The organism is Arthrobacter sp. MDT2-16, assembly GCF_054510925.1.
In genome coordinates this window covers 280,748-299,441 of the sequence record NZ_JBTNDP010000004.1, presented here as the reverse complement: position 1 = coordinate 299,441, position 18,694 = coordinate 280,748, and the positions used below count along the sequence as shown (strand labels likewise).

The window sequence follows — 18,694 nt, the reverse complement described above, 5'->3', positions numbered from 1 at the left end:
AGCCGCCAGTGTCTCACCCGTCGCGCGGCGGGCGCCAATTCCCTAGGGTGCCCCGGGCTCCGTGCCGGCCAGGACCTCCCGGGCGTGGGCGACGTCCTCGGCGAGCGCTGCGGCCTCCGTCGCGCCGACCAGGGACTCGGCGTGCTCGAGGGCGGCCCGGGCGAGTGCATGGTCGCCGAGCCGGGCCAGGAGCTCCGCGCGGTACAGCCCGGCCCGTACCCGGTCGGCGGCGGGCGCCTCGGGGTGGCGGGCGAGGCCGCGGTCGAGGACGTCGAGGGCCACGCGATGGTCCCCGCGGGCGTCCCCCTGCCGGGCGGCCACCTCCAGGACCCGGGCCAGGCCCGTGACCCGCTCGGGTCCGTCGTCCTCGGTGTCGCCGATCCGTGAGATGCGCAGCCAGTTGCCGCCGACGTCGACCACGCTGAACCCGCTCGTGGTCCCCTGTTTGCGCCGGGGGCGCAGCAGGCGCGGGATGCCCGCGGAGGGGATCCGCCCGCGGGTGCGTCGGAGCCCGTCGGCGAACGTCCGGTACAGGGCCTCCGCGTCCGGGACGGTGATGATCACGCTGCCCAGGGAGGCGGCGGGGTCGATGCCGGGCACCGCGGAGAGGTGGATGCCGATGTCCTCGAGTTCGACGACGGCGTGCGGGTTCGGGCGCACCTGCCGGTAGGTGCGCCGGAAGCCCAGGTCCTCGTAGAACCGGATGGCCTCGTCGAGGTCGGGGACCGTCAGGATCGGGTACATGCGTTCGCCGGCCACGCATCAATGCTGCACCTCGGGGGGTCCGCGGTCCATGGGCGTAGCCTGAGGCGATGCTGCGACGCGAGGTGTTCCCGATCATCAACTGCAGCGGGCTGGCGCGGACGGTCGCCTTCTACGAGCGCGTGTTCTCGGCCACCGAGCTCTACCGCTTCCCCGAGAAGGGAGAAGCGGTGTACGTGACGCTGCGGATCGGGGACGGCCAGCTCGCCCTGGGCTCCGGCACCGAGCTGGCGCTGTACGGCGCGACGCCCCGGCCCGCCACCGGCCACGCAGTGGACGTGTGCCTGTACGTGGACGACCTCCCCGCCGTCGTCTCCGCAGCCCGGGAGGCGGGTGCGCAGGTACCGCTGCAGCCGGCGCCCATGCCGTGGGGCGAGACCGTGGCGTACGTCCGCGACCCCGAGGGCACGATGCTGCTCGTCATCCAGGCTCCCGCGTAGGCGGATCAGCCGTTCGAGGGTACGTACCCCAGCGCCTTGTCGACGACGCCGGGCAGCGGCCGCCCGTCCAGCCACAGCAGGAGGTTCCGCTCGAACTGGGCCGCGAGGTCGTCCGGCCAGGAGTCGGCGTTGCTGGCCATGTGGGGCGTGACGAGCACCGAGGGCAGCGACCACAGCGGGTGCTCCCGCGGCAGCGGCTCGACGGCGAACGTGTCCAGCACCGCCCCGGCGAGCGTCCCGGCGCTGAGGCGGGCCACGAGGGCGTCCTCGTCCACGAGCCGCCCGCGCCCGGCGTTGATGAGCACGGCCCCGGCCTTCAGCGCGCCGATGACCTCGGCGCTCACGAGGTTCTCGGTGGCGGGCGTCAGCGGGGCCAGGAGGATGACGTAGTCGAACGCGCCGGCCACGCGTGCCAGGTCCGCGGCCGCGTGCACCCGCCCGAAGTCGTCGTCGTCCTCCCGTGCAGTGCGCCCGGCGCCCTCCACGCGCACCCCGACGGCCCGCAGGAGCCGCGCCGTGCAGCGGCCGATGCTGCCGGTCCCCACCACCAGGGCGGTGCTGCCGGCGATGTTGCGGCCCTCCCGCCAGACCCAGCGCGCCTCGAGCTGCTGGTCCCTCAAGGGGCCGAACCCCTTGGCGGAGTACAGCATGGCGCCCAGCACGTACTCGGCCATCGGCCGGTCGAAGACACCGTGCGCGTTGGTCACGACGACGTCGGAGGCCGCCAGCTCGGGGAACAGCAGTTTGTCCACGCCTGCGGCGGCGACGTGCAGCCAGCGCAGTGAGCCGGCGGCGTGCCACGCGGCGGGCAGTGCGCCGGAGAAGTAGTCCCACAGGTACAGGACCTCCGCGCCGTCGAGCGCCGCGGCGAGCCCGTCCGCCTGCGTCACCCGCACCTCGGCCAGTTCCCCGATCCGCTCGAGCCCCCGCACGGGCCGGGTCCCCTCGAGCACGGCGATCACGGGGCGCCTAGTCACCGGGCTGCTCCGCCCGGTGGCCCACGGGTCCGGGTTCGGCGGGTGCGTCCGTGGCCGCTCCGTCGGTTCCCCCGGCAGCGGCGGCCCCGGCCGGTACCGCCTCGGGGTTGCCGGAGGCCACGCCGGTCTCCGGGCGGTTCTCGATGGACAGGTCCCGCAGGTAGCGCAGGACCACGATCGCCACGGCCGTCGTCGGCACGGCGAGGAACGCTCCGATGACGCCGAAGAGCGTACCGCCCACGGTGACGGATGCCAGGACGACGGCGGGGTGGATCTCGAGCGTGCGGCCCACGAGCAGGGGCTGGATGAAGTTGCTCTCGAGCTGTTGCACGAGCACCACCAGGCCGAGGACGATCAGAGCCGTCACCCAGCCGTAGGCGAGGAACGCGACGAGCGTCGCCACGAGCCCGGACACGATGGCCCCGACCACGGGGATGAATGCGGAGAAGAACACGAGCACGGCCAGGGGGATGGCGAGCGGGATGTCCAGCAGCACGAGGCCCAGACCGATGAACACGGCGTCCACGAGCGCCACGGTGGCCTGCGCGAAGATGTAGGAGGACAGCGTCTTCCAGGTGCCCCCGGCGATCGTCGAGGCGTGGGCGAACGCGGCGGAGTTGGTCCAGCGGGACGCCCACGGCAGGAAGCGGTCGCCGTCCTTCAGGCAGAAGAACGTGAAGACTAGTGCGAGCAGCACCACGACGGTCCCCGAGGTCAGCTCGCCCAGTCCCGCCGTGATACCGGAGACGACGTTCCCGACGTTCGCCTGCAGCTGGGCCAGGCCCGTATCCACGATGCCGTCGAGGTTCGCCGCGTCGAGGTTCAGCGGCGGACCGGCCACGAAGGCCGCCAGGTCCGCGACGTTGTCCCGTGCCAGGCTCGAGAGGTCTGCGACGCCGCTCGCGATGGCCGGGACGGTCAGCGCGCCGATCCCGGCGACGGCTCCGAGGAATCCGAACAGCGTCACGAGGGCGGCGAGCACCTTCGGCAGCCCTCTGCGCAGGAACCGGTTGACCGGCCAGAGGACCGAGGCGAGGAGCAGCGCGAACAGCGTGGGCAGGACGATGGACCACAGCATCCCGGTCACGTACCAGAGGATGACGAGCCCTGCGAGGACGATGATGCTGCGGGCCGTCCACACCGCGCTCACCCTGAGTCCGTCGGCGAAGGCGTGCGGCCGGAACCGGCGGGCCACCGAGGAGCCGTGCGGCTGCGCGGCCGGGACCGCCCGGGGCCGCCACCGCTTCCCGGGACGTGCGGCGGAGGTCTGGTCGTCCGGATTGCCGGACTCTTCGCGTGTCACACAGCCATCCTGCCCTAGTCTTCAGGGCATGAGTTGCGCATCCCGACCCGGGGGACACTGATGGTGCAGCAGGAGCGCGCCCGGTCCACACGCGCGGCCATCATCGGCGCCGCCTCACGGATCTTCGAGGAGAACGGCTACGGAGGAACCGCGCTGGCGGCGGTCGCCACGAGTGCGGGGGTCACCAAGGGTGCGCTGTACTTCCATTTCCCGGCCAAGGACGCCCTCGCCGTGGCCGTCATCGAGGAACAGCACGCCATCGCCTCCGCGGACGGCGAGCGGGTGCTGGCCCTGGGCCGGCCCGCCCTGGAGACACTGGTCCTCATCAGCCGGGGCTTCGCCGTGCAGCTCGTCGAGCAGCCCGTCACGCGGGCCGGCATCCGCCTGACCTTCGAGGCCTCCGCCTTCGGGCATGACGTCCGGAAGCCCTACCTCGACTGGTCGGAGCGCTCCGCCGCGCTCGCGCGGTCGGCGCAGGACGACGGCGACCTGCGCCCGGACCTGGATCCCGAGGCGTTCGCCCGCCTGGTCGTGGGCTGCTACACGGGCGTCCAGATGGTCTCCGGGATTCTCACGGGCCGGCAGGACGTGCTCGCCCGGCTCGGTGACCTGTGGGCGATGCTGCTGCCCGGCGTGGTGGCCGCGGACCGGCAGGAGCTCGCGCCCCGCCTCTCGCACCTCTTCCTGCACGGGACGACGACATGAGGGGGTGAAACCGGTCGTGTGGTTTGTTTTTGCCGCCCGCCCGGCTACTGTGATTCCTGGCACTGCAGGGGCTCCGTGGGGGAAGCCCTCTGCCTGACCTGCGAGGGTCGTGCCTGCGGGCGCCCGCGGTTGCGAACGGCCCGGCGGGGCGCCCGCTCCTCCTCCGCTCGAGGCCGGCCCTGACTAGAGTGGCACCCATGCGCTACGTGAAACTCGGATCCACAGGCCTCGACATCTCGCCGATCGCCCTCGGCTGCATGAGCTACGGCACCCCGGACCGGGGGAACCACGCCTGGACGCTGCCCGAGGAGGAGAGCCGCCCCCTGATCCGGGCCGCCGTGGACGCCGGCATCAACTTCTTCGACACGGCGAACGTCTACTCGGACGGCTCGAGCGAGGAGATCGTGGGCCGGGCGCTGGCGGAGTTCACGCGGCGCGAGGAGACGGTGATCGCCACGAAGGTCCACGGGCGCATGCACGAGGGGCCCAACGGGGCGGGCCTGTCCCGCAAGGTGATCCTCGCGGAACTCGACAACAGCCTCCGCCGGCTCGGCACGGACTACGTCGACCTCTACCAGATCCACCGCTTCGACCCGGTGACCCCGCTCGAGGAGACCCTCGAGGCGCTGCACGACGTCGTGAAGGCCGGCAAGGTCCGCTACATCGGTGCGTCGTCCATGTACGCCTGGCAGTTCTCGAAGGCGCTCTACCTGCAGCGCATGAACGGCTGGACCCGCTTCGTGACGATGCAGGACCACTACAACCTCATCAACCGCGAGGAGGAACGCGAGATGTACGGCCTCTGCGCGGACCAGGGCGTCGGCGTCCTCCCCTGGAGCCCGCTCGCCCGCGGCAAGCTCGCCCGCGCCTGGGACGAGACGACGTCGCGCTCCGAGACCGACCAGTTCGGCAAGACCCTCTACGGCACCCTCGACGCCGACCGGCGCGTCTCCGAGGCCGTCGGCGTCGTGGCGGAGTCCCGGGGCGTGACCCGCGCCCAGGTGGCCCTCGCCTGGGTGTCCCGCAACCCCGTGGTGTCGGCGCCGATTGTCGGGGTCGGCAAGCCGCACCACCTCGAGGACGCCCTCGCCTCCCTGGACCTCGAGCTGACGCCGGACGAGATCGCCGCCCTCGAGGAGCACTACGTGCCGCACGCCGTCGTCGGCTTCTGACGCCCGCGGAGCGCCCTACCGTCATCGCCGCCGGGTAGCAAGGGCCTTCGCCATGTGGGCGGTGTGTTGTACGTTGTGACCACCCTCACCCGGAAGGCACAACCATGACCATCTCCAGACGGCAGATCCTCGGCGGCGCAGGCTTCCTCGCAGCGGCAGCAGCACTCAACGGCTGTGCCGGTTTCTCGGGCAGCGGCGGTAACGACAGCGGCGGCGACGGCGACCAGAACACCCTCACGTTCACCACCTGGGGCAGCCCGGCCGAGGAGGAGGGCTTCCGGAAGGGCATCGCCGCCTTCGAAGCCGCCAATTCCGGCACGAAGGTGGCGCTCAACCTCGTCCCGTACGAACAGATCTTCACGAACATCGATGCGCAACTGCAGGCCGGCACCGCACCGGATCTCTTCCGCGTGGACTACGGCACCATCGGCGCCTACAGCAGCCAGGACCAGCTCCTCGACCTCAGCAGCTACTTCGACACCGCGGCCGCCGAGGAGTTCCTCCCCGCGATGTGGCAGGCGGTGCAGTTCGACGGCAAGCCGTACGGCGTCCCCCACCAGACGGACACCTCGGCCCTGGTGTACCGCACCGATCTCTTCGAACAGGCCGGGATCACGAGCGTCCCCGACAGCCTCGACTCCGCCTGGACATGGGACGAGTTCCGGCAGGTGGCCGAGCAGCTGCGCGGCTCCATCCCCGGCGACCTCTACCCCTTCGTGTACAACTGGCAGCTCGGCGGCTCCACCCGGTGGCTGAGCTGGCTGTTCCAGGCGGGCGGACGACTCTTCGACGAGGACCTCACCGGCTCGGCCATCGAGTCCGACGCCGGCAGGAAGGCGCTCGAGTTCACGCAGGGCTTCTTCACCGACGGCCTCGTGCCGCCGAGCAGTTCGGTGAAGTCCTCGACCTACGCCGACGACGCCTTCTCCGCGGGCACGACGGCGATGGCCTTCGTCGGGAACTTCGTGCTGCCCGGTCTCGAGGAGAACATCAAGGGCTTCGAGTGGGGCGCCACCTACCTCCCGCGCGACGAGCGCGGCGCGTGCGACCTCGGCGGGAACGCCCTCGTCGCCACCAAGAGCGCCCGCAATCCCGAGCTCGCGGCCGACTTCCTGAAGTTCATGACGCAGCCCGACCAGATGGCCGACTTCTGCGCCCGCGCCATGGAGCTGCCCACCCTGAACAGCCTCGTCGGCACCGAGCTGGACTACCAGACGCGGCCCGACATCGCGGGCATCTTCGTGGAGCAGGCCACCACCCTGGAGCCGGGCGACGTCCAGCAGCTCACCTCGCCGGCCATGGCGGCCATCAACCCGAAGCTGCGGGACGAGCTCGAGCTCGCCTTCACCCAGGGCCAGCCGGTGGAGCAGACACTCGCGAACATCGCCGCCGCCGTCGACGCAGCAGCCGGCTGATGTCCGCCGACACCTCGGCCCGCGAGGAGTCGACCGGCAGCACCGGCCCGCCACCGTCCCCCGCGGCGACCTATGCGGCGGGACCGGCCAGGGCCTCGCGGCAGCAGCGCTCCACCGGCGCCGCCGCGGGGTTCCTCGGCCCCAACATGATCCTGCTCGGCCTCTTCCTCTTCCTCCCGCTGGGCTGGGCGTTCCTCATCAGCTTCCAGGAGTCCAACGGCTTCGGGGCCAGCGGCTGGGTGGGCCTCGAGAACTACCGGCGCCTCGTCACGGACCCCACGTTCTGGCAGTCGGCGCTCAACACGGCCGTCTTCACCCTCATCACCGTGCCGTTGAGCCTGGCCCTCGGGCTCGGCCTCGCGGTGCTCATGAACTCGGTCCTGCCGGGCCGGAAGCTGTTCCGCACCCTGATCTACCTGCCGATGGTCATCTCCGGGATCGCCACAGCCCTCATGGGGGTCCTCCTGTTCGACGAGGCCACGGGCATCGTCAACAAGCTTCTCCGCGAGGGCGGGCTCGCCACCATCCCGTGGCAGTCGCAGGGCACGGCGGCCTTCGCCTCGATCGTCCTCGTGACCCTGTGGATCCGGGTGGGCTTCAACATGGTCATCTACCTGGCCGGGCTGCAGGGTATCTCCCCCGAGCTGTACGAGGCAGCCCGCCTCGAGGGGGCCAGCTCCTGGCAGCAGTTCCGCTACCTCACCGTGCCACTCGTCGGCCCGTCCACGTTCTTCCTGCTGATCATGGACGTCATCTACTCGTTCCAGGTCTTCGACACCATCTTCGTGATGACGGGCGGGGGCCCTGGCCGGTCAACGTCGGTCCTCGTCACCTACGCCTACGAGAACGGCTTCGTCACCCGAGACCAGAGCTACGCAGCGGCCATCGGGATCGTGATCTTCCTGATCACGCTCGTCTTCACGGCGATCCAGTGGAAGGGCAACCGGTCGAGGGACACGGTCGGCTAGTGGCAGGACCATCGGACGGTTCCCGGAACCCCATCAGACAAGGATCACCATGGCTCATCCACTGACCACCCAGGGCGGCGCGGCGACCCGCGTCCGGCGCGTGTCACCGGCCGAACGCGTGTCCACGATCGCCCGGCTGGTGACCGCCGTCGTCGTCGGCCTGGTGATGATGTTCCCGCTGTACTGGATGATCACCATCGCCTTCTCGCCGAGCGCCGACGTCGTCAGCCGTGAGCTGCGCATCTGGCCGTCGGAGTGGACCCTCGAGAACTTCCGGACCATCTTCGGGAACTTCCCCACGGTCACCTGGTTCGGCAACTCCGTCGTGGTCACGGCGATCATCACGGCGCTCACCGTCTCGGTGAACCTGCTCGCCGGCTATGCCTTCGCCAAGCTCGACTTCAGGGGGAAGGGGTTCGTGTTCCTGCTGGTGCTCAGCACCATGATGGTGCCCGTCCAGGTGCTGATGGTGGCGCAGTTCCGCCTCGTGACCCAGCTCGGGATCTACGGCACGTTCTGGGCGGTCATCTTCCCGTCGGCGGCGTCGGCCTTCGGGATCTTCCTCGCCCGGCAGTTCATCATCGCCATCCCCGACGAACTCCTGGAAGCGGCCAAGATGGACGGCGCGGGAACCATCCGCATCTTCCTGCAGATCATCCTTCCCCTCTGCAAACCGCTCATCGCGGTTCTGGTGCTGCTCACCGTGATGTACCAGTGGAACGATTTCGCGTGGCCGCTCATCGCCCTGAAGGACGCCGAACTGTTCACCCTGCCCATCGGGCTGCTGTACCTGCAGGGTCAGTACGGGGCCGACTACGGCGCCATCATGGCACTGGCCCTGCTCTCCATCACGCCGATCATCATCATGTTCCTCGCGTTCCAGAAGTACTTCGTGCAGGGCCTCGCGCGCAGCGGCATCCGCTGACCATGGAGGAGGAAGCCTCACCAGCGGCGGAAGCCGCCCTCCGTGCTCAGCACCTGGCCCACCATCCACCGGCCCTCGTCGCCCAGCAGCCATGTGATGAGCCGTGCGGGGTCGTCGGGTTCACCGAAGCGCCCCGACGGGCAGTGCGCGAGGACGTCCTGCAGGGTCTCGAGCGGGCGGTCCGCCGTGGCGTCGTCGAGGTACCCCGTGTTCACGGGCCCGGGATTCACGGTGTTGAGCAGGATGCGCCGGTCCACGAGGTGGTCGGCGACCGAGGCCGTCAACCCGGCGAGCGCCGCCTTGGACGCGGCGTAGGCGATCTCCCCTGTCATCGGGCCGGCGACCTGCCCGGACGTCATCCAGATCACGCGCCCGCCCTCCCGTCCGTCGTGCTGCTCGGCGAAGTGCTTCGTCGCCAGGATGGTGGAACGCGTATTGACCTGCCAGTGGGCGTCGAGGTCCTTCCAGGAGATCTCGTCGAGCCGCCCGTCGCCCCCGCTCCTCGCGTGGTTGCAGACCAGTCCGTCGAGATGGCCGAGCGCGGAGCGCGCCTCGGCGACGAGCCGCTCTGCACCGTCGTGTTGCGCGAGGTCGATGCTCGCGTCGGCGAGTGGGGCGCCGTCCCGCAGCCGACCGCGGAGGGATGCGACGACGTCGTCGACGCTGTCCGCGCCCCACGGCTGGTCGGCGTCGTGCGGGGCGTAGTGGTGCAGGAAGAGGCCGGCACCGAGGTCGGCGAGGCGCGCGGCGACGGCGTAACCGATGCCCCTGTGCCGGCTGACCCCTGTGACCACGAACGTGCGCCCTGCCAGGGTGGGTTCCATGCCCACCACCCTAGGATGCCGCACCTCGCTGGGCTGGAACCGTCACCGATCGTCCGCCTCCCGAGGAGATCCGTGCGCCGCCCGACGTCCCGCGTCCTCCTCGCGGCGGCCTGGAGCAGCGCGGTCCTCGCGCTCACGGCGTGCGCGGGTCCGGTGCTCGGCGTGCTCGATGAGGAGCAGGCGCAACAGGACGTCCTGACCATCCAGACGGACCTCGACGGCATCGACCTCGCCAGCACCCGTTTCCTGGCCGAGCGCGACGGCGTCGAGTACTTCGCGGCCACCCCTCTGGACGGCACGGGCGCTCAGGGTACCGTCTGCCTCCTCGTCGAGGAGGGTATAGGGGTGGGGCTGGAATGCACTCCGCTCGTGCGCGGTGCGGCCGGCGCCACGATCCGCGACAGCAGGGTCACCGCGGTGCTGCTCCCGGACGAGTTCGACAGGGACGCCCTGACGGCGGACGGCTTCGAACTGCCGCACCCCAATCTCGCGCTGCGCCCGGCGGACGCCGGCGCCTAGCATGGGAGATCCAGGAGGACTCTAGGAGGAGCCATGGCCATTGCAGAGGACGACGGCGGCGAACTGATCGTCGGGGACGTCACGCGGACCGGGGGGCGGGCGCTCGCCGTCGGGCTGTCCCACACCGCGGACGGGCAGGGACGGCCGATGGTGAGCATCGGCTGGGTGGAGCAGGACCAGCACCTCGAGATCACGGTGGACGAGGCCCGGGCGCTGCGGGACGAGCTGTCGCGCATCATCGAGGATGCGGACGACGCCTAGGCCGAGACCTGCGTCTGTCCCACGGTGACGCGGTGGTTCTGCTCGCACTGGAAGACGGCGATCGTCCCGGCCGGGACAGGCCCTTCGGCCGGCCACTGGTCCTCGTCGAGTTCGATCAGGGCCGACCCGCAGCTGGGGCATCGGGTTTCCATCGGGTACGTCCTTTCCTGGCAGGGCGGCGGCTGGAGGCCGCTGCGTCCAGTACACACCGCACCGCCGTCACGGACCACCCGGCACCGTCCTGACCTGCGGCTGGACCGGCGCCCTCCCCCGCGCTAGTCGGCGCGGCGCACCGTCCGACGTGCGCCCACGACCACGAGGCCTGCGCCCGCCGCGCACAGTGCAGCCGTTCCCCAGGGGAACGGCTGCGCACCGGCGATCAGGCGCGTGGAGGGGTCCTCGCCGGAGCGCATGATGGGTAGCAGTTCGACGGCGTGCGAGGCGTCGGCGAGCACCGAGCTGATCCGGTGGAGTGCGGGCACTGCCGGGCCGTCGGCGCCGAGGAGCGCCCGGTCCACGAGGTCGCGGCACCGATCGAGGACCGACAGCGGGAGGGCTGCTGCGACATTGCCCGGGGGCCGTCGCGCGACGACGGGGTGGGCGCGCGTCGGGGCGATCCGCCGCACCAGTTCCCACAGCACGCCCAGGATCTGCAGCTCCCGGCGGCCGACACGAGCCTGGAGCCGCGGGAAGAGGGCGTCCTCCTCGTCGCGGACGTCGTCGTCGAGCACCTCCGTGAGGCGGGCGAGCACCTGGGCGCGCTCGGGTGATCCGCCGTCGAGCCGTTCGAGCTTCTTCACCAGCTCGTTGACCTCCTGGTGTTCGCGCTCCACCTCGAGGGTCAGCTCCTCGCCGTCGGGCAGGACACGACGCATCACGGGCCACAGCACGGACTCCTCCGCGAAGGCATGGGGGAACACCAGGCGGTAGATGTCCAGCAGGACCGCGGCCTGGTCCTCGCCGGTGCTCCCCTTGAGCCGCTCCATGAGCGCACTCAGCCTCACGTGGTCCCGCTTCTGCCGCACGAGCACGCTGAGGGGGCCGCCGAGCTGGTCGGTGGTCTGGTCTGCTACCGAGGTGTACAAGAGATCTCCTGGAACGGGTGGGACATCGGAACGGTGCCGGGCGCCTCTTCCATCTGTACCCGTCGGCGGACGATCCACACAGGCCGGATTGTTGTGGTCCCCCGAGGCATCGATGCCTATAATCGGGCGTGCTCACCGCAGGAGCGGACCTTGCCGCCGCGTCGAAGGGCACAGCCCTTGCCGTCCTGGACCGGGAGATCACCGGGCGGTGGCCGCTGAGCGTCGCCACGGACCGGCTGGGGCTGACCGCGATGCACTGCGCTGTCCTGCTCGACACGATCGGCGACGAACTGGGAATCCCTGTGGACCGCTCGGGAGGCGGTACCGCCATCGAGGTGTACGAGCCCGCCCGACACCACGACCAGGCGCGCCGGGAGGGATGGATCGCACTGCCCGTGGGACGGTTGGGGGACCTCGCTCCCCGGTGAGGAGTGCCGAGCATGCCGACGGAAGGACACAGCACCCATGGACCTCGCGGAACAGGCGGCTACCCTCTACGTCCTGCCGCTCGACGAGTTCACCGACGCCCGGAACGCCGCCGCGAAGGAGGCAGCCCAGGCGGGTGACAGGGACCTCGCCGCCGGCCTGCGCAAGCTCCCCAAACCGGCGTCGGCCGCGTGGCTCGTCAACCTGCTCGTCAGCCGCCGCCGGGACGAGGTGCAGCAGGTCCTGGAACTCGGCGCCTCCCTCAAGGAGGCGCAGGCCGGTCTGGACAGGGCGCAGCTCCACGCGCTCGGCCAGCAGCGCCAGCAGCTCCTGGCCGCCGTCGCCCGGCAGTCCCTCGAGGCGGCGGCGGAAGTGGGGTACGACGTCGGATCCGGTGCCCTGCCCGGCGTCGAACAGACGCTGCGTGCCGCCCTCGCGGACCCGGCGGCAGCCGCGGCGGTGCTGACAGGGCGGCTCGTCCGCACCCTGGAGGCGTCGGGCTGGGACCCGGTGGACCTGACGGGCGCCGTGGGTGGCCCGTTCACCGCGCCCGGGCAGGATGGCGACGGCGGGGACGACGCGACCTCGGGCCGCGGGCGGAGCCCGAGGAAGCCGGGGGCCCACGAGCGCAGGGAGGCCGAGGCACGTCTAGCAGCGGCACGTGACGCACTCGCGGAGGCCGAGGAATCCGCCGCGGACCTGCGGCGGAGTTCGCAGCGCCTGGCGGTGCGGCGTGACGGGGTGGCCGCGTCGATCGAGGATCTCGAGGAGAGGCTGGAGGCGCTGCGCAGGGAACACGCCGACATCGACTCGGAGGCGGCCGACCTGGAACGGGCAGCCCGCGAGGCGGACGCAATTGTCCAGGGGGCGCAGGAGGAAATGGACCACGCCGCGGCGGACCGCGCAACCCTCGGTGACTGAGCCGGGCGGGGCACGCGCAGGACGCGCACTGGCCCACCGATCTCGGCCGGCTCGACACGGGCGCGACCGGTCGATCCTCGGGTCCCCATGAACCTCGGGGACGAAAGGCAGGCGGCGTTGAACGTCCATGCGGCCCAGCCCCGTGCCTTCGACCGCGCGGGTATCGAGGCGGCCGAGGCGCTCGCAGGGTCCGCCTCGGCCTCCCTGCGGTTCGCCGTGCGGGCAGCGTACCTGGACGACCGGCAGAAGGACCTCGAGACGGCCCTGACCTCACGCCGCGTCATCACCACCGCCGTCGGCATCATCATGTTCCAGAGAAACGTGAACTCCCCCGCTTCCTGGGCTGATGTCACCTGGCCCGCCTTGCGACGGGCCGGGTGACATCAGCGCAGACCGGCTGCCGGGCCCACCAGCCTGACGATGTTGCCCAGGAGCGCTGCGTTGAACTCGACGCCGAGCTGGTTGGGGATCGTCACCAGCAACGTGTCGGCGGCCTGCACCGCTGCGTCTGCCGCGAGCTGGTCGGCGATGACGTCGGGGGGCCCGATGTAGCTTCGTCCGAAGCGGGACCGTGCACCGTCGAGGATCCCCACCTGGTCCGTCGACTCCCGCTGGGCGCGGACACCGAAGTAGTACTCGTCCGTCTCGCTGACGATGGGCAGGATACTGCGGCTCACGGAGACCCTTCCCGTCCCTGTGTGGCCTGCCTGCGCCCACGCCTTCCGGAAGACGTCGATCTGCTCGGCCTGCAGTTCGTCGAACGGAACGCCCGTGTCCTCGGTCAGCAGCGTCGAGCTCATCAGGTTCATACCCTGCTCCCCCGTCCACCGCGCCGTCGCCCTGGTGCCGGAGCCCCACCAGATGCGCTCGGAGAGTCCGGGCGAGAGCGGGTCGACGGGCAGCTTCCCGGTGCTGCCCGTCATGCGGGGGTTGGCCTCCGCGATACCGTGCCCGGCGATCGCGGCGCGGAACAGGGCCGTCTTGTCACGGGCGAGATCGGCGTCGGTGGAGCCGTCCCCGGGTATGTAGCCGAAGCTGCGGAAGCCCTCGAGGGCCGTCTCGGGCGAGCCGCGGCTGATACCGAGCTGCAGCCGCCTGTTGCTGATGAGGTCGGTGACCGCGGCTTCCTCGGCCATGTAGAGCGGGTTCTCGTACCGCATGTCGATCACGCCGGTGCCGAGCTCGATCGTCTTCGTCCGTGCGGCCATCGCCGCCAGCAGCGGGAAGGGCGCCGAGTACTGCGGGGCGAAGTGGTGCACGCGCATGTAGGCGCCGTCGACGCCGAGCTCCTCCGCGGCCACGGCGAGTTCCACCGCCTGGACGAGGGCCTCGCGGGCCGTGGGGACGAGGGAGCCGCGCACGTCCTGGTAGTGGCCGAAGGACAGGAATCCGATCTTCTTCATGCCCCTGTAGCGCTGGGGAGCGTGCCCCCATTCCCCGGACCGGTGACTGCCTCTGCTGCAGCGTTCAGGCGGGTGGATGCGGCGCGGCAGGGTCCAGGACGGCCGGCTCTCTCGCGGCGTCGGGCAGCGTCAGGCGCTGGCCCGGGCGCAGGCCCTCGGGCTCGACGTCGTCGTTGAGATGGGCGATCTCCTTCCAGTCGGCGATGCCGAGCCGCGTCGCGATTCCGGACAGGGTGTCCCCTGCGACCACGGTGTGGATGCGCCGCGGGGTGGGCAGCGGAATCGGGAACACGGGCGGCAGGGTGGCCACGGGAGCACCGAGGCTCACGAGCGGGCCGATGTCGGTTGCGAACGGCCAGCCCAGGCTCTCGTCGATGGCCACGTTCCAGTTGAACGCGCCCCGGAGTCCGGGATGGCGGGCTGCCACGGTCCTCCATGCGCCCTCGACGACGGCGCGGGTTGAGTAGTTGGCCGCGTTGCTCAGGCCGAATCCGACGCCGACACGGCCGGCGTCGCCCATGCGCACCACCCATTCGTCGACGGACCGCACGATGTAGTTCTCGGCGGCAAGGTCCGGACCGTCGTAGTACTGCGGGCTGACCATGTCCAGGACCCCTGCGTCGATCATCGCCCTGCAGTGCGCCATGTCGACCGCACGCCAGGGCGCGGGTGGACTGGTGATCGCGAAGTCCTGGCCGTACAGGGTCTTGAGCTGCTGGGAGACCCAGATCATCTGCTCGGTGTTGGGCTGCTGGTCGCCCTCGTAGTTGTTCCAGTCGAGCCCGTCGAAACCACCGAGCTCCCCGTAGATGCGCTCGATGCTGTCCAGGAAGGCCTGGGCACGCGCGCGCGTGGAGATGTCCACGTTCGCCTGTGCGCCCCCGACCGTGAGGATCGCCGTCCGTGTCCTGCGGAACTCGGCCAGGTCCGCCGTGAAGTGGGTGGACGCTCCGCGTCCGTCGCCGGGATCGTTCCACTGCACGGCACCGGTGGTACCAGGCGCGCCGCCGACGGGAGTCGCGTAGAACAGGAAGACGGTGTTGTAGTGCGCGGGGACGTCCCTGAGACGCACCGGCGACCCCCAATGGGTCCAGTAGCCCGCGACCACGCGGTTCGGCAGTGGGGTCATGACCTTGCTCCTGGGTGTCGGGAGGGGCTTGTCGTAGGGGTGGGTGAGGGTCGGGAGCGCGGCAGCCCAGGCTGCTCCGACGACGAACGAGCGGCGGGTGATCATGTCCTGCCTCCCCGCCGCTCGTCCGTGTGGTCGTCCTGCCTGTCGTCGTCCTATTTGGCGTCGTCCCCCGCGCCACAGGCGATGCCGTCCCCGTTGGAGTCGAGCCCGAGCGGGTCCTCCTCCGTGGCCAGGCCGTCGGGGATCAGCGCCCGGACATCCTCGCAGGTGTAGAACATGGCCATCTCCGGCCCGTCCATCCCTGCGTGTCCTGCATGCTCCGCCGCCAGCCGGGGCGGGACGGGCGGGAGGCACCCCCCGTCCGTGCCGTAGCCCGGGACGCACCCGCCTGCCAGTGCCGTGTCGGAGACATCACCCGCCTCCAGGCCCTTGACCGTGTCGGAGGTCATGGTGATGCCCTCAGCCTGCTCGGGCCCGGGCTCGTTGACGTCAGCGGCCTCGGGGGCCACGTCCGCGATCGGGACCTTGGCCTCGGGGATCTGCGCATCCGGGCGGGCGTCCGCCGCCTGTACCGGGGGCGCCTCCACACCCGGGGCGCCCGGCGCGCCCACGGCGGGCTCGAGTGCGCACCCGCTGAGCAGCAGCAGTCCTGCTGCGGCGGCTGCCATGATCTTTGCTCTCATCGGACGTTCACCATCCTGGCGACGGAGGGGACACCGCTGGCATCAAGGACCGTGAGCATGTACGGGCCGGGCGGCAGCAGCGCGGAGTTGGACGGCACGGATGCACGACGCGTCGTACCGGTGCCGGTGATGGGCAGGTCGACCAGGCGGGCATTGGTGTCCGTCTGGTGGGTGGCCGACCCGACGGCGGTGAGCGAGGCGCTGACCACGTCGCCGGTGACGCCGAGGTCGAGGCCCGCACCGTAGGTGGTGGACCCCGGAGCTGCCGTGATCGTCGGGCGGGTGCCCTTGAACAGGTAGCCCGGTTCGTAGACCGACACGCGCATCTCGAACGAGCCGTCGGCCGGGTTGGAACCGAAGACCGCCACGCGGCCATCCATCAGCACCAGCGAGGAGGAGTGGTAGTTGCGGCCCACCGGGTCCGCCGCCACCGTGGTCCAGGCGTTGGTCGCGGGGTTGTACGTCGCCGCCCGCAGCACGTTGCCCGCACGGGGTCCGCTGCTGCCGTTGGAGGCCAGGACGGTGCGGTCGGGCAGCGTCGTGAGGTTTACGTACATCCGGCCTTCCGGCCCGGGCAGCGCCGGTCCGGCAGTCCAGGCGGGGTTGGCCGAGTTGAGGTTGATCAGGTCGACGCTGTTGGTCGCCCCGCCCCGGTCGGTCGAGCCGCCACCGGCAATCATGAAGGTCTGGTTCTGCGCCGGAGGGAGCAGGACCGAGCTGGCCTGGTCACGCAGCTGCCGGTCCCGCAGTCCGGGGACGTCGCCGCTGGTGGCGTTGCGCCAGTTGTGGATGACCGATCCCGTGGCCGACGGCGAGTTGCCGAAGGTGTAGCCACCCGTGAAGAACAGGTTGCCGTTGGCCATGAGGAAGAAGTGCGGGTAGGTACCCCAGTACCGGTTGGTCTGGGGGGTGGCCGCACGGGACTGCCACTGGTTGGTCGTGGCGTTGAACATCTCCACGGCCGTCGATCCCTTGGCCACGCCGTCGCGGTTGTCGTAACCGCCGACCGACCAGATGTTGCCGTTCTCGAGCTTGGTCAGCGTCGGGTACCAGTGTCCCTCGATGGTGTCGTTGACCTTCGTGTAGCTGTCGGTGCCCGGGTCGAAGATGTAGGACTGCTTGGACCCCACGTACCCGACCGCGTTCTTGTGACCGGCATAGCCCTCCGTGCCACCGCTGATGAGCACCCGGCCGTCCGGCAGGGTGACGTGCCCCGCGCAGAACATGTCGTAGGGCACCCGGATCTCCTTGAACGCCCCGGTGGAAGGGTTCCACACGGCGCTCTTGAAGGTGCCGGCGTCGAAGTCCCCGGTGTTGTTGCCGGAGCCCGCGAGCAGCAGGACCCTGCCGTCACGCAGCAGCGTGGAGTGGATCGCCCGGGCGGGCAGTGGGGCATTCGCGATGCTCCAGCGCCCTGTCGCCGCCAGGCCGGTGGCCGGGGGCGGCGTGGTGGGTGGCGGCGTCGTGGGCGTCGTCGTCGGTGGCGGCGTACCGCCCGGCAGGGTGACCGTCGCACCGACCGGCGCGTTGACTTCCAGCCAGCGCTCTGACTCGCCGTGGCCGGACAGGACATACCCTCCGCTCGGAATGGCCATGCCGGGCTGGCGCCTGCTGATCGTGGCGACCTTGCCGTCGGCTCCGACCGCGACTTCGAAGCCCCACATGTTGGCCGGGCTCGCGGTGCCGGTGTAGCGCACCAGGAAGTCGGCCTCGCGCGCCACGTTGGTGCCGTTCAGGACGTGCTTCGCCGTCCCGATCTGGATCTCGTTGGCAGCCGGCGGCGGCGTCGTGGGCGTCGGAGCGGGCGTCGTCGGCGATGGCGTCGGCGTCGGCGTCGGCGTCGGTGTCGGCGTCGGCGTCGGCGTCGGTGTCGGGGTGGGCGTCGGGGTGGGGGGCGGCGTCGTCGTTCCACCACCCACCTGGACCGTTGCCCCGACGGGGGCGTTGGCATCCAACCAGGCAGCGGATGCCTCATGCCCGGACAGCACGTAGCCCCCCGCCGGGATCGCAATGCCGGGCTGGTAGCGCGAGACGGCCGTCACCTTGTTGTCGGGTCCGACGGCCACCTCCACGCCGTACTGGTTGGCCGGGCTCCGGGTGCCGGTGTAACGCACGAAGGCGCCCGCCGCGCGGTAGATGTTCGTGCCCGTCAGGGTGCGGACGGCGGAGCCGATCCGTACCTCGTTGGCGGCCGGCGGGGTCGTCGTCGGCGGTGGGGTGGTGGTGCCACCGAAGTTGATGGTGACATTGGCCGCGGGACTGCGGCCGGGGGGCCCGCCCCAGGTGCGCACCCACTCCTCGTCGAGCACGTGCGCCTCGATGGAGTACCCGGCCGTATTCGGCAGGGTGTAGGTACGGGTGCCCGGCAGTTCGTAGGCTCCGTCCCTGGTGGTCATCCGGTTGGCGACGACCCAGGAATTACGCCAGGTGCCGTCCGTGCGGGTGCCTGCGGCCGGCGCGGTCGCCTCGGCGAGCAGGATCTTGCCCTCACCGTTCTCGGGGACCTGCCGGGTGAAGTCGGGGTGGTAGAGCCACCACTCGACCTTGACGATCGCACCGCGCGCGGGCTGGGCGACCCGCGCGGTCGCCTCCAGTGGCACGGTGCCGCTGAGGGTTGCCCCGGAGGCGGGTGCGGACATGCTGACGGCGACGCACTGCGTCCCCCAGACACACGGTGCGGCGCTCGCGGGAGAGACACCGACCAGGCCGACCAGGAGCACGGTGGTCAGCACGGCCAGGCCCCGGACGCGTAGAGCCCGTAGAGCGTTCATTC

General features: G+C 70.9%; 21 protein-coding genes. 11 read left to right on the top strand and 10 right to left on the bottom strand.

The features are described 5' to 3' along the window. Window positions 1-42: 42 nt before the first annotated feature. Window positions 43-759 (bottom strand): VOC family protein, encoded by a 717-nt coding sequence (locus ACX80N_RS10005; RefSeq protein ID WP_459339263.1) that lies wholly within the window; start codon window positions 757-759, stop codon window positions 43-45. Window positions 760-812: 53 nt separating this feature from the next. Here ACX80N_RS10005 and ACX80N_RS10000 point away from each other — a divergent pair, with 53 nt between their 5' ends. Further along, complete coding sequence (locus ACX80N_RS10000) at window positions 813-1,202, top strand: VOC family protein (protein ID WP_459339262.1); 390 nt, start codon at window positions 813-815, stop codon at window positions 1,200-1,202. A 5-nt stretch (window positions 1,203-1,207) separates the two neighbouring features. Here the strand turns inward: ACX80N_RS10000 and ACX80N_RS09995 are convergent, their stop codons facing one another. After that, window positions 1,208-2,179, bottom strand: a complete 972-nt coding sequence (locus ACX80N_RS09995; protein ID WP_459339261.1) for a D-2-hydroxyacid dehydrogenase — start codon at window positions 2,177-2,179, stop codon at window positions 1,208-1,210. Then, window positions 2,172-3,482 (bottom strand): AI-2E family transporter, encoded by a 1,311-nt coding sequence (locus ACX80N_RS09990; protein WP_459339260.1) that lies wholly within the window; start codon window positions 3,480-3,482, stop codon window positions 2,172-2,174. Before ACX80N_RS09990 ends, ACX80N_RS09995 begins: the two co-directional genes overlap by 8 nt. A gap of 60 nt (window positions 3,483-3,542) precedes the next feature. Here ACX80N_RS09990 and ACX80N_RS09985 point away from each other — a divergent pair, with 60 nt between their 5' ends. The 5 genes from ACX80N_RS09985 to ACX80N_RS09965 all read left to right on the top strand — a co-directional run bounded on the left by ACX80N_RS09985 (window position 3,543) and on the right by ACX80N_RS09965 (window position 8,667). Next, window positions 3,543-4,187, top strand: coding sequence for a ScbR family autoregulator-binding transcription factor (locus ACX80N_RS09985; protein ID WP_105031059.1), 645 nt, complete (start codon window positions 3,543-3,545; stop codon window positions 4,185-4,187). A gap of 197 nt (window positions 4,188-4,384) precedes the next feature. After that, window positions 4,385-5,359: an aldo/keto reductase gene (locus ACX80N_RS09980; RefSeq protein WP_459339259.1), complete on the top strand. Its 975-nt coding sequence runs from the start codon at window positions 4,385-4,387 to the stop codon at window positions 5,357-5,359. A gap of 104 nt (window positions 5,360-5,463) precedes the next feature. Next, the gene (locus ACX80N_RS09975) at window positions 5,464-6,774 is read left to right on the top strand and encodes an ABC transporter substrate-binding protein (protein WP_459339258.1); all 1,311 of its coding nucleotides are present in this window, start codon (window positions 5,464-5,466) and stop codon (window positions 6,772-6,774) included. Continuing rightward, on the top strand, window positions 6,774-7,742 hold the full coding sequence (locus tag ACX80N_RS09970) for a carbohydrate ABC transporter permease (RefSeq protein ID WP_105031062.1): 969 nt from the start codon (window positions 6,774-6,776) through the stop codon (window positions 7,740-7,742). Before ACX80N_RS09975 ends, ACX80N_RS09970 begins: the two co-directional genes overlap by 1 nt. A gap of 49 nt (window positions 7,743-7,791) precedes the next feature. Then, entirely contained in the window at window positions 7,792-8,667 is an 876-nt protein-coding gene (locus ACX80N_RS09965; protein ID WP_459339257.1) for a carbohydrate ABC transporter permease, read from the top strand. A gap of 17 nt (window positions 8,668-8,684) precedes the next feature. Here the strand turns inward: ACX80N_RS09965 and ACX80N_RS09960 are convergent, their stop codons facing one another. Next, window positions 8,685-9,491 carry an SDR family oxidoreductase gene (locus ACX80N_RS09960; protein WP_459339256.1) on the bottom strand — a complete coding sequence of 269 codons (807 nt, stop codon included), beginning with the start codon at window positions 9,489-9,491 and terminating at the stop codon, window positions 8,685-8,687. Window positions 9,492-9,563: 72 nt separating this feature from the next. On the opposite strand from ACX80N_RS09960, the gene ACX80N_RS09955 reads away from it, so the two are divergent. Continuing rightward, on the top strand, window positions 9,564-10,010 hold the full coding sequence (locus ACX80N_RS09955; RefSeq protein WP_459339255.1) for a hypothetical protein: 447 nt from the start codon (window positions 9,564-9,566) through the stop codon (window positions 10,008-10,010). 33 nt (window positions 10,011-10,043) lie between these two features. Then, window positions 10,044-10,271 (top strand): hypothetical protein, encoded by a 228-nt coding sequence (locus ACX80N_RS09950; RefSeq protein ID WP_459339254.1) that lies wholly within the window; start codon window positions 10,044-10,046, stop codon window positions 10,269-10,271. Here ACX80N_RS09950 and ACX80N_RS09945 read toward each other — a convergent pair. Then, window positions 10,268-10,423 (bottom strand): hypothetical protein, encoded by a 156-nt coding sequence (locus ACX80N_RS09945; RefSeq protein WP_170068212.1) that lies wholly within the window; start codon window positions 10,421-10,423, stop codon window positions 10,268-10,270. The genes ACX80N_RS09950 and ACX80N_RS09945 overlap by 4 nt on opposite strands. A 123-nt stretch (window positions 10,424-10,546) precedes the next feature. Then, complete coding sequence (locus ACX80N_RS09940; protein ID WP_459339253.1) at window positions 10,547-11,356, bottom strand: hemerythrin domain-containing protein; 810 nt, start codon at window positions 11,354-11,356, stop codon at window positions 10,547-10,549. A gap of 128 nt (window positions 11,357-11,484) precedes the next feature. Here ACX80N_RS09940 and ACX80N_RS09935 point away from each other — a divergent pair, with 128 nt between their 5' ends. From ACX80N_RS09935 to ACX80N_RS09925, 3 genes are all read left to right on the top strand, one after another. Further along, complete coding sequence (locus ACX80N_RS09935) at window positions 11,485-11,784, top strand: hypothetical protein (RefSeq protein ID WP_459339252.1); 300 nt, start codon at window positions 11,485-11,487, stop codon at window positions 11,782-11,784. Between the two features lie 37 nt (window positions 11,785-11,821). Further along, complete coding sequence (locus ACX80N_RS09930; RefSeq protein ID WP_459339251.1) at window positions 11,822-12,703, top strand: transposase; 882 nt, start codon at window positions 11,822-11,824, stop codon at window positions 12,701-12,703. Window positions 12,704-12,790: 87 nt separating this feature from the next. Beyond that, a complete protein-coding gene (locus tag ACX80N_RS09925; RefSeq protein ID WP_459339250.1) occupies window positions 12,791-13,084 on the top strand; it encodes a hypothetical protein in 294 nt (97 codons plus the stop codon). A 2-nt stretch (window positions 13,085-13,086) separates the two neighbouring features. On the opposite strand, the gene ACX80N_RS09920 is transcribed toward ACX80N_RS09925, so the two are convergent. The 4 genes from ACX80N_RS09920 to ACX80N_RS09905 form a co-directional block, all read right to left on the bottom strand. Next, window positions 13,087-14,106: an LLM class flavin-dependent oxidoreductase gene (locus ACX80N_RS09920; protein ID WP_459339249.1), complete on the bottom strand. Its 1,020-nt coding sequence runs from the start codon at window positions 14,104-14,106 to the stop codon at window positions 13,087-13,089. Window positions 14,107-14,170: 64 nt separating this feature from the next. Continuing rightward, the gene (locus ACX80N_RS09915) at window positions 14,171-15,340 is read right to left on the bottom strand and encodes a LysM peptidoglycan-binding domain-containing protein (RefSeq protein ID WP_459339248.1); all 1,170 of its coding nucleotides are present in this window, start codon (window positions 15,338-15,340) and stop codon (window positions 14,171-14,173) included. 50 nt (window positions 15,341-15,390) lie between these two features. After that, entirely contained in the window at window positions 15,391-15,921 is a 531-nt protein-coding gene (locus ACX80N_RS09910; RefSeq protein WP_157940168.1) for a hypothetical protein, read from the bottom strand. Further along, a complete protein-coding gene (locus ACX80N_RS09905) occupies window positions 15,918-18,692 on the bottom strand; it encodes a galactose oxidase-like domain-containing protein (protein WP_459339247.1) in 2,775 nt (924 codons plus the stop codon). The genes ACX80N_RS09910 and ACX80N_RS09905 overlap by 4 nt, the downstream gene beginning before the upstream one ends. Window positions 18,693-18,694: the final 2 nt, after the last annotated feature.